The 10,221-nt window shown below is 49.6% G+C and carries 4 protein-coding genes and 3 pseudogenes; all 7 read right to left on the bottom strand.

Translation table 11 applies throughout. The features are described from left to right. Positions 1-177: 177 nt before the first annotated feature. Positions 178-531: pseudogene (locus MFF64_RS32735) on the bottom strand (IS66 family transposase); the annotation flags it as partial. A gap of 168 nt (positions 532-699) precedes the next feature. Then, positions 700-1,254: pseudogene (locus MFF64_RS32730) on the bottom strand (transposase); the annotation flags it as partial. An 18-nt stretch (positions 1,255-1,272) separates the two neighbouring features. Beyond that, a pseudogene (locus MFF64_RS32725) lies at positions 1,273-1,404 on the bottom strand (IS66 family transposase); the annotation flags it as partial. 139 nt (positions 1,405-1,543) lie between these two features. Continuing rightward, on the bottom strand, positions 1,544-2,008 hold the full coding sequence (locus MFF64_RS32720; protein WP_369010726.1) for an adenylyltransferase/cytidyltransferase family protein: 465 nt from the start codon (positions 2,006-2,008) through the stop codon (positions 1,544-1,546). 139 nt (positions 2,009-2,147) lie between these two features. After that, entirely contained in the window at positions 2,148-3,638 is a 1,491-nt protein-coding gene (locus MFF64_RS32715) for a LicD family protein (protein WP_238193419.1), read from the bottom strand. A gap of 184 nt (positions 3,639-3,822) precedes the next feature. Further along, positions 3,823-5,541 carry a glycoside hydrolase family 99-like domain-containing protein gene (locus MFF64_RS32710; RefSeq protein ID WP_133123472.1) on the bottom strand — a complete coding sequence of 573 codons (1,719 nt, stop codon included), beginning with the start codon at positions 5,539-5,541 and terminating at the stop codon, positions 3,823-3,825. A gap of 516 nt (positions 5,542-6,057) precedes the next feature. Then, positions 6,058-9,921, bottom strand: a complete 3,864-nt coding sequence (locus MFF64_RS32705; protein ID WP_238193418.1) for a glycoside hydrolase family 99-like domain-containing protein — start codon at positions 9,919-9,921, stop codon at positions 6,058-6,060. Between the last annotated feature and the right edge of the window lie 300 nt (positions 9,922-10,221).

Here is a 10,221-nt window from a genome sequence, read left to right as displayed (position 1 = left end):
ATCGGCTCCTCGCCGGCCTCACGCCGCGACCGAGCGCACCCCTGAGTAATTACGCCCCGAGCACCATGCCGATGTCGGTCTGCGCCTCGGCCGACTGTTCGCTGCGGCGTACCTTGCGTGAGCCCAGCCCCGCAGCAGATGCGGAAGCGGCGCACGCGCAGGTGCCACGTCACGGCAGGCCGTGATGGTGGCAAGCAGGGTTGCGAAGGGCGTCACCTTTGTCCTGAGCGCGGCAGTGGCGATGACGGTGCGCACGTCCGCTTCGCCCTGTGCCGCCCACATTGCCCGATAGCCGTTCGTCATCTTGCGCTGGATAACCGCCGACCGCAGGGCGCGCTCGCAGGCGTTGTTCGTCACGTCCACCTTCCCCGGGAAGGCCGCGAAGGTCAGGAGTTGGTCGCGCGCCCGGCGCATCCTGGCCTGGAGCGCCTGAGCCAGATCGCCAGTCGCCGGGGCCTTCAGGATGGCATCGAGGTCTCGCTCCAACTCGCGCCGCTTGCGCGCCAGGGTCGAGGCCGCCAGTTCGGTCAGCCCGCGGGTGTCAGCGGGCGTTGAATACTGGTTCTCCGGTACTTCGTGTGATGCCGAGGAAGCGGGACCCAGGTTGCCGGCAGCGGTTTGGATGAGGGTGATGGCCGCCCAGGTCCGCCCTATGCCGAAGCACTTGCTCCCCTTTATTCCACCCTCGTTACGCGTTGTCGCCGTAGCATCCGAACCCGAGCGCGTGAGCGTGCTGGCGGTGCCTCGCTTGACGGCGCCCCTCGGATCGGGAACAGCCGCCGCGATCGCACTCGCGGTGATCGGCCCGATGCCGGGGATCGTCAGCAGGCGGCGGCTCGCGGCGTCGTTGCGGCATCAGGCGACGATCTCCGCCTTAGCCTACTTTATTTCCTCGGCGACGTCGTCGATCTGACCGATGAGGCGGCAGACCGCCGATCTCGCCAACGCCGGCAGGCTAATTTGGTCAGCCCAGAACTCGGCGATGATAGCCTTCACCCCGGCGGGCCCCTGCGCCGCCACCATGCCGAGCTCGGCGAGGTGACCTCGGAGCGCATTGATCAGCACGGTGCGCTGCCGGACCATGAGATCGCGCACCTTGTGCAGCATCAGCACAGCTTGCCGATGGACGGTCTTGACGGCGACGAAGCGCATGGTCGGGCCGCTCACGGCTTCGGCGATGGCCGCATCGGTCTTCACGCGCTTGACGTACGGCTTCACGTAGGCCGGTGGCATCAGCTTGACGGTGTGACCGAGCCCGCCCGGGCGGGCCTACTCGCGCCGCTCTTTGCGATCACTCGCGGGCGGCTTGGACGAGGTGCGCGAAGTCTTCTCGGGCCGGTGCAGCTTCAGCACCAGCTCGATCAGTTCCTCCTTGCTCAGGCGCTCGAGGTCACTGCGGCTCATACCGACAGGGAACCGGCAAGGGGGGACCCGACCCCGCGCCGCGACTGATCCGAGCCGTCTCCACCCCCCTTGGGTAATTACGCTATGATTGCCACCTTCGCTAAATGAACTACTGATTTTGACAAAAACAGGCCAAATATTAAAAGGAGTCTGTAATTGCTTTGAGACGTTCTACAATTCTCTTGAGCTCCAAAACATTCTCGCCATGCATCGCCGCAACAAGTTGCTTTATTTCCGTCGTAGATACGTCACGCGTTCGAGGAAGATAAATTACTTGACAAATATCCTTTAATTCATCAAATTTTCCAGCCCAATCATCTCCCATTGCGAACAGAGAAACCTCCTCCCTTAATATATCGACACGCTTTTGCTCCCAACTCTCTTCTGGGATGACTTTGTGAACAAAACGGATCGATTCTAGTATCTCTCGCCTATGGGCAAATGGCACAACCGTTCGCTTTCCCTTCTTTTCATTAAAAGCATCAGTCGAACACCCAACGACTAACTTGTCACCTAATTGAGACAATCGACGAAGAAGGTTCAAATGGCCGATATGAAACAAGTCGAATGTTCCGTATGTAAGCACAGTAGTCAAAGTCGTCATCCTTTCACGCTTGAACCTTGAGAGACTAGAACCCTTGACCCATACAAGGTAAGATTATTACAAATTTTACATTCGGATGTTCGGCCTATAAAATCGATTTCTAGATGTTCGGCGAGGCAAATCACCAACCAACAAACTGTCATGACCTCCGCGAGATTGCTTCGATTGCAGATGTATTATTCACGCATGAGAAGATAACCTGCGACCAATTCGTTCGCCCCAGCCATGAAAAGCGGAAGTCCGATGTCTTTGCAAGATCGATAAGTGCTTCATATTGCCCGGAACGAAATACACCCTTATCCTCAAACAAAAAATCATCAAAAGTAACTATAACTGTTTCATCAAGAAATTCAGCAAGGACGCTAAAAGCTGATAGCGTTCGCGCACGCGTGCAGGTATCAAGATAGATCACATCGAACTTTCTACCGAGCGCTGTCAGATATGATCTGAGACGCGCTTGATCGTTAAAGAAAAATTTTCTGCCGGAGCTCATCTGGCTCAATACGGATTGAGTGATTGTTCTATCACCCTGTCGCAAATCCCCAAAATCCTCGTCGAGAAGATCTGTAAAATCAACAACTACTACCGTTAGTTCGCCTGCGTCTGCACGCTGGTTTAGTGTTCGAACGAGAACGTCGCTCATTGCTCCAAATAGAAGAACTGAAGGAGCTTTATGTCCCGAAAGACGAAGTGAATGATCGAGGGCCGAAATTTTATAACTGCCAAAATCTGACGATGATGTGGCTTGACCAGGGCCGTCTAGGGGTCGAATTTGATCTCGCAACCATTGAACGGCCGGCGGTCTATCATTCATAGCCATCAGTCTATCATGATATTGTTTCGCACTTAAACTCCAATCAAATCTGTGAAGCGGATCTGGAATACGCCAACCGTCTCCATAATTCGCCCAGAGAAACCGCTCTGGGTCTGCAGGTATACTAACATCTGATCCCAAAAAATTAATACGCCTGATCGGAACAACGTCTATTTTTTTGATAAGATTTACATTGAGAGGATATTCAATAAAGCTATCATTTTCAATCCGTGCGGCGAAAAGGTCAAATCTGAATGTATCGCCTGAATCTAGCTGAATAGTTACATGCAGCAGTCCAGGAAGGTGTCTCTCAGCTTTTGCAACTCCAGATTTATTTATAACGTTAAAGACGTGATTCCACTCCAAAGCCCAGTTGAAATTGTCCGAACTATTGCAAATACAGGCTGAGTCTATATCATCGTCGTGAGCGATAAGCTGACCATCCCGAATAATGCCGAGAAGTGTTCCCGAAGTAAGAAAACAACTTAGTCCACAAGCAAACGTAAGACGGTCTAAGAAATTTGAAACGCCTGATACAACTTTTGCCTGCCGAGTTGGAGACAAACTCGCGCCTAAGGACTTTGAAACCCCGTGTTGAGTTAAAACATAACCTTCGCCAAACGCTATCTTGACTGCCCTTTGAACACGTGTCCAAGCAATGTCCTTGTCAGAGCTTGAAGCTATTTCAGTCTCTACAACTTGAATTAGCCCAAGCTTCAACTCCAGAGCCAACTTTGCGACCTGAAAATCGTCGCTGGCAGGATCTGTTGCATCTATGACGTCGCATACGGCTTTTGTGATATCGAGGAGTTGCATTTTTACTCTCTAACATATGCCTGGAACGCGGCCGATTTATTGGGTCGTAACCAGGAAATTGTCCGTCGAAAGCGTGCTCGTTGGGTTCGCCGTGCTATGAGCAAATTTGCCGAGTTGGCACAACCGCTCATAGCATACCGAACAGAAACCTCGTTTTTTGAGTTTGGCAAGCTTTGAATATTCGTCATCGGCCGACTCGAGTCCCGCAATGGTCATCTTGGGCACATAATCCGGTTAGGTACGGGATGCCGAATGTAGCTGGGATGGTTTCAAGGATGATCGCACCATCTCTGGCGTTTGGCTCCAAGATACCGCCTTCGTGCCACTCGTTCCACGCGTAGATGTTGAGGAAACGACTAAGCTCGTGATTGCGATTAGATGATATAAAGCTACGAACGCGGCCAAGCCCAGCTTTAACCTTGTCAACGTTAATATCATCACTGAAGAAAAAAGCCTTGTCTGCGCTTTTCATAATGCCAATTCTTGGCCTTTCATCCATTCTCAGATTAAAGCACGGCATAAAGGGCCGAACCTGTGAAATAGACGTCATCCAGTCAACGCTAGCATAGTAATTCGCCAACGTATTCGCCTTATCGAGCACAGGTGCAACGCAAGTTGCGCCGTCAAAAATTGTTCGGTCCTCCCTTCCGGGGTTCGGCGCATCAAATCTACTTAGTATAACTAACTTTTGCGAGGGAACAGCTTTAGCTGCTGCAGCTCTCAAGTACGAAATAAACCTCCGAAGCAACTCAATATCCGGGTTTTTTACAGGAAAATCCGAAGCCACAATGCCTGAAGAATCACAAATTTCAATTATAGGCCTTCCGTCTGACGTCCGAAGATAATTTGAACGAGACAAATATTTTGCGATAAGTAGTTGAGCTACTAAAGGAAAATCTGCTTCCGACATTCGGAGATGCCATCCGTGTTCACACACTGAAATAGCAAAATCCATAAGACTATTGTTTTTTGCCGATAGAAAACTGTCCAATCCGTCGTTTGCGCCCTCGGATTGATCACCAGTGCTCCAATACCAATAGAAATTAAAAAAGCTTACTCCGTTGGCGACAGCTTGCCGCACGTGTCGCTCTATTACGAGTCTATCACTCTGATCATACCAGCCAATTGCAGGTTTCAGATAAGACCAGTCGCGACCTCCATTCGAGGCAGCAACATTATCGGGCGCCGTACCCTCCTGTAGGTCACGAACTCCTGTCCACCAAAACTGCTCGGACATTCGCCGCTTACCATACATCTCCGCGATGCGCTGCGCGACTTGACCACGGCCTCGCTCCCAAGCCGCAGGTGAATACATACCAAAATAGTAAGCGCCTACTCGAATAGGACGAGCTGAGGCGAATGCATAACCTAGCACACCGTTGTATCGAAAGCCCGAACGTTCGATGTGAGGACCTTCTTGATTTCTGTAAATACTTAAAAAGCTTTCCGCGTTTGGACCGATCCAAGAATGTAACTCGACTAGACCAGGCATATTTTGATCGAATATAAATCCTAGTGAGTAAAAATTTGCATCAGAGTAATGACGATGCAAGGACGATTTCGTATTAACCGCCGTACCAGAACCAACTTTGTAACTTCCGACTAGCCGAGTTCCTGCAACTTCCGTTCGAGCCAGGGCGAACGCTGTGCCTTCGTTTGTCCAACCTTCGAGACCTTCGCTCACATCGTCATCGGCAATGAAGCGGTAGGTCCCTGCGCGTCGCCATCGATTAATCGTACGCAGACCGGCTGGATTTCGGTAAAGGTTCCAAACCGCCAGTTGTGCGGTTTGAGGCTGAGCGAATGCCGCAGACTGAGGCCACAATGTCAACGCCGCTATGAATGCCATTGCAATTGTTGATGTAAAAGGGCCACAACCCCTCATCATCGCTGGCAACGGCATTCAGTATCTCCTCAATATGTGCGCCGCTCGCAGGCGACTCTGTCTCTCTTTAGCTTATTCCGAGAGCTCGGCGCCATTCCCCTGTGTCAACCGAATACTCTTGGCGCGGAGCCCGACCCTCGGCAGCCCCGGCAACCTCGAAATGTTCAGCCGCAGAAGTTATCGAGCCAGAAGCGATAGCACGAGCAACGTCTAGATGCGCTGCAACATACCACTCTTCATCGACTGATGGAACCCCGCCTCTTCGACCCTCAAAGAACCCATGGCGTATATAATGTACACGAAGATCAGATATCCGGCCCTGCGCGTGTGCTTGAGCTATGTCAGGATTTCGTGCCGCATAAGCTTCTGCGTCAAAATCGCTTACTGCTACTGCCAGTTGAAGTAAGAACTTTAGAGCACGGCCACTAACAACCACTTGATTATTATCATCCAAATCTTCTCTCGTGAATCCTAGATTTTTGGCAAACGCATCGAATGGAGGTACATACATCTGAAATCTCCCCTCTGACTTTATCAGACATTTAAGGTTTCAGTGAGCCGACTCGAAGAGAATAAATCCTCGATCTCGGTCAGATAGGCCTTTTGACGCTCTTTTACGCTGCGATCAAGCTCAAAAATGCTATTAGCGAAATTATGAACTTCCGCAACTTCCGCAATATGGGCCGCGGCGTCAAGTTGGTGAGTGACACTGTCTTTGTGGCGCCGATGATGGTTTAAGATGGCGGCCTCGTACCCCACTTTTGCACCTCTTTTGGAGAGTGCTGAAAGGTAGATCAACCAATCGCCAGCGGCTCGCAATCTAGGTAGCAGGTGTTCCGTTGCGTGTATCGCTTGGAGGAGACTTTCACGTCTCCAAACGACACCGCTTGCATTCAAGACAACATTGCGCACAGCCAAGAAGTTAGATACAAAATCAATACCGTTGAAAACTGCGGTTTTGTCCAAACCAAGAGCACAAACATCCTTGTAATAAGGCTTATAACTTTCGTATATCATCGAGCCGTCCGTTCCGATTGCTTTACTGTCCGTGAAAACAAAAGCAACGTCGCTGCAATCATCAAACAATTTGAGACATTGACTTAGAAATGTCGGCTCGCATGTATCATCAGCTTCCGCGATCCAGATGTAATCAGCAACAGCTGCCTCAGCCGCTCGGCGCCATTGGGAGAAAACCGAGCCGGAATTAACGTGATTAACGATAAATCGTATGTTCCGATTTTGCGCACGAGCGGTTTCTGTGACTTTATGTAGACTGTCATCGGTCGAGGCATCATCAAGAACGATCACCTCGCGAACCGGCGAACTTTGAGAGAAGACAGACCTAAGTCTTTCATCTAGGAAGTTCGAATAATTGAAATTAGGTATGGATACAGATACTAGCTTTAGATCGGACCATGTAAGTCGCAATAATTTGCTTACATATGTTTCAAAATCGAACCTGCGCTGTGCTGAATTTCCTTGTTCAAGCCGCTGGGCCAAAGTCACAGGTTTGTCCAGATAAGCACGTATAGCTTCCGCCATTGCGAGTGTGTCGCCATACGGAACTGTTGATCCTACTTCCATTTCTTGGAGTAGATTTGGGATTCCGCCTGCGTCTTCGAATGCTATTACACCTAGTCCCGCGCTCAATGCTTCTAGAACGACTGAGGGATACGGATCTTCACGAGAAGTGAGTACGAAGCAGTCGGCAATGGAATAGAAATTTTGTATGTCTGAACGATGGCCAGTAAGATGGAAGGTTCCCGTGCGCGAAGCCCGCTGAATCTCTTTACCTAACCAACTTTCTAGTGTAGGATCCAACCTCCCAACCCAGACGAAGTGAATAGGCGTCTCCTCATTCGCAAACATCCGCCAGAGCTGAAGGAAGAGATCGATGCCTTTTCTGAGATCCGCGTAGCCAGACGCTAGAACCACCTTATCGCCTGGACGAATTTTAAGCTCATTTCGGACGTCTTCGGCACCGCTAGAGCTATGCTCAATGTGAGCGTAGAGCCCCTGTGGCAGGATCAAACACTTTCCAGCCTGTTTTCCTCCTTCAACATGCTCCAACACGCGATCTTGTACGTAGGCGGATGCGAAAACGACCTTCTCTGCGCGTTCCAGGGCGACCTGAACGGCGTTGGACAGGTGCCTCTCCTTCAGAATACGCGGAAGTTCGTGTATGAGTTGGATACAATGGATCCCAGCTGCAGCTGCGATTGGGTGAACGTGAGCAGACGCAGCGGTATTCACAATTGCTTGTAAAAAACCGCGGGAAGCGATTTCGTCAAAGAACTTTCGCAATCCTAGCACATCAGAACAAGTATGGGTTCTTGCCACTGTATTGTATTCAGAAATCAGATTTCCGCCCCCAAGAAGCAGAAATTCCACCTCAACTCCAAAATTCCTCTGCAGAGTACGGCCTATGTTGAGGAGTAGAAGCTGGGCGCCGGCTTCGAAGGCGTCATGACCAACCAGAAGCAGCTTTGGATAGGCAATCCGTGAGTATCCAAATACTGCTCGAGATGTGGCATTCAAATAGGCGCTACCAAAATGAAGATCGGGCTCAAGGTAAGCCCCTTCGCACCACTCGTTCCAAGCATTCACACATACAATAGGTTCTCCAAAAAAGGGATGAACTCTGGCATGATCAATAATAGCTGATAACCATCGCTCATACCGCTCAGGAGTGGATCCTGTTATTACTAAGCCTGCGCCTTGCCGTCGAGCGTCATTGTCCCAACTCGGCACAATGCTTTTAATCAGTGGGTAGCTAGGGATATCAGCACGCAACGATGCTTGTGCCACGTCCTCATAATCATAGACTTGTGCACTAAAATCGAAGTCTAATACTTTTAATGATTTGTTTATTTGCTGCAAATTTACACATAATTTGTGCGGTGGGAACTCGATTGCTCCGTCAAATCCAAATGGCTCAGGTTCGATAGCTCCAAACGTTTGCGCACAGATAAATATAGGATCTTCATTGTGCTCGTTTCGAAAAATCTCGCGCAACCGTGCGATTTTTGTTTTGGTGTTCGGAATGGCAGAAGGGCGATAAACCATCAAGAGTGGCCGAGATTGCAGCCGTATGTAGCGGCTGTTTCTGAAATATTTTACAAAGTCAGCGCAAAGTGCCCGATCATCTTCATCACGATAATTCTGAGCGATCAGGATCTCGTTCTCAGATCCATCCCATCTGCGCGTCCAGTTCTCGTTCGCCCACATAAGGCAAAACGGCATTGCCACCTTGTCATCCGCGCAGAAGAGATCTAGCGGATCCGCCATCAACCTTTTGGTATTAAACCAGTAATAATAAAATACGAATCCAAATATTCCTGCTGCTGTCGCTATCTCGACCTGGCGGCGAATGTCATTGATATTTGAAAGGTTGTAAAAACCGAGATCTCTCGGGATTCTAGGCTGATAGTGGCCCTGAAAACGCGGGAGGCCTCGCGGTAGATTTGTCCACTCGGTGAAGCCTGCCCCCCACCACTCATCGTTTTCTGGAAAGCTATGGAATTGAGGCAGATAATAGGCGAGCACCTTTGCTCGTGGCGTGCTTAGTGACGTTCGAGGAATAAAGTGCTCAAACATTGAAGAAGGTTTGGCAAACTTCTTCACCTCGCTAGTAGTCGTGAGATCATCTTCGTTTGGTCCAGGATGAACACCAGGATCGTCTCTATGCTTTAGATAATGCAATAAAGGGCATTCGTCGAGGTGTCCGCCAAGGTACCTTCGAACATAATAATCGGTATTGAACTTTTCAGATGGATTTCTTCCTTCGCGATATCCATATGATATATAATGCTCAACAGGATCAATTCCTGCAGTTACGATATCCTGATTACGGTCGAGGTAGAACTCCATGTCAAACTCAGGAACGGGACTGACACTACCTGAGCTTCGTCGCTGTAAATAGTGAGCAAGCGCTCCTTGCTCGTTAGTAAGTTTATGCCGTTCCTTGTACCACACTGGGTCAAAGATAATACTCGGCTTTCTTCCTTCCTGTTCACCGTACATGGAATAGTGTATCAGTGGGTTCAGTCCGAGTTCCGCAACATCATGGTTACAATTTAGATACCATTCTGTGTCGAAGTAGAAGTTAGGCTTTCTACCTTCTCGATAACCATACTTGAAAAAATGATCCAATGGATCTATATTCTTTCCAGCCATGTCTGTATATTGACGAGTATAAAAATCTTTATCAAATAATTGAAGTGCGCTATCTGGAATGGATGAGTCAGTCGCCAACCCCTCCCAGTCGGAAGCAGAGCGCACGGCGGTCATAGTCTTTGCCACCGTAGCTACTGCGCCTTTTGAACTCAGAGTGACAAAAAAATCTTGCTCATATTCAGCGAGATGTGCGGCGCTTATTGGCGTTTTGCTTCGGTCCATATGATGGGATACTCGCTGCTCAGAATGCGCTTACACGCCTTTGGATTTCGTGGTTATCGTACGGTATATCGATCGTCATATCTCCGCAAGCTAGCCGCTGTCAAATTCAAGCGAACGGTTGTCGTTCGATTGAGTCGGCTAATGAAAGCTGTAATCTAGCGTAAGACAAAATTGTTTAGACAAAGGACTTGTGGTTTCGCTAAAGCAGCCTTGATAAATGTTCTGCTTATCTAACCAGTAGGTATTGCTCGGGTATCTAAGACCCCGTTTCGGAACGGGTCTGGAAGCTTAGGCGTTGGG

It is taken from the genome of Methylobacterium frigidaeris, assembly GCF_022179185.1.
Lineage (GTDB): Bacteria > Pseudomonadota > Alphaproteobacteria > Rhizobiales > Beijerinckiaceae > Methylobacterium > Methylobacterium frigidaeris.
Note: the sequence above shows the minus strand (reverse complement) of the source record. Positions and strands in the feature narration are given on the sequence as shown.

Bases quoted from the DNA above. Each gene is read 5' to 3' on its own strand.
- MFF64_RS32720 (WP_369010726.1), bottom strand. From the start codon at position 2,008: ATGACGACTTTGACTACTGTGCTTACATACGGAACATTCGACTTGTTT.
- MFF64_RS32715 (WP_238193419.1), bottom strand. From the start codon at position 3,638: ATGCAACTCCTCGATATCACAAAAGCCGTATGCGACGTCATAGATGCA.
- MFF64_RS32710 (WP_133123472.1), bottom strand. From the start codon at position 5,541: ATGCCGTTGCCAGCGATGATGAGGGGTTGTGGCCCTTTTACATCAACA.
- MFF64_RS32705 (WP_238193418.1), bottom strand. From the start codon at position 9,921: ATGGACCGAAGCAAAACGCCAATAAGCGCCGCACATCTCGCTGAATAT.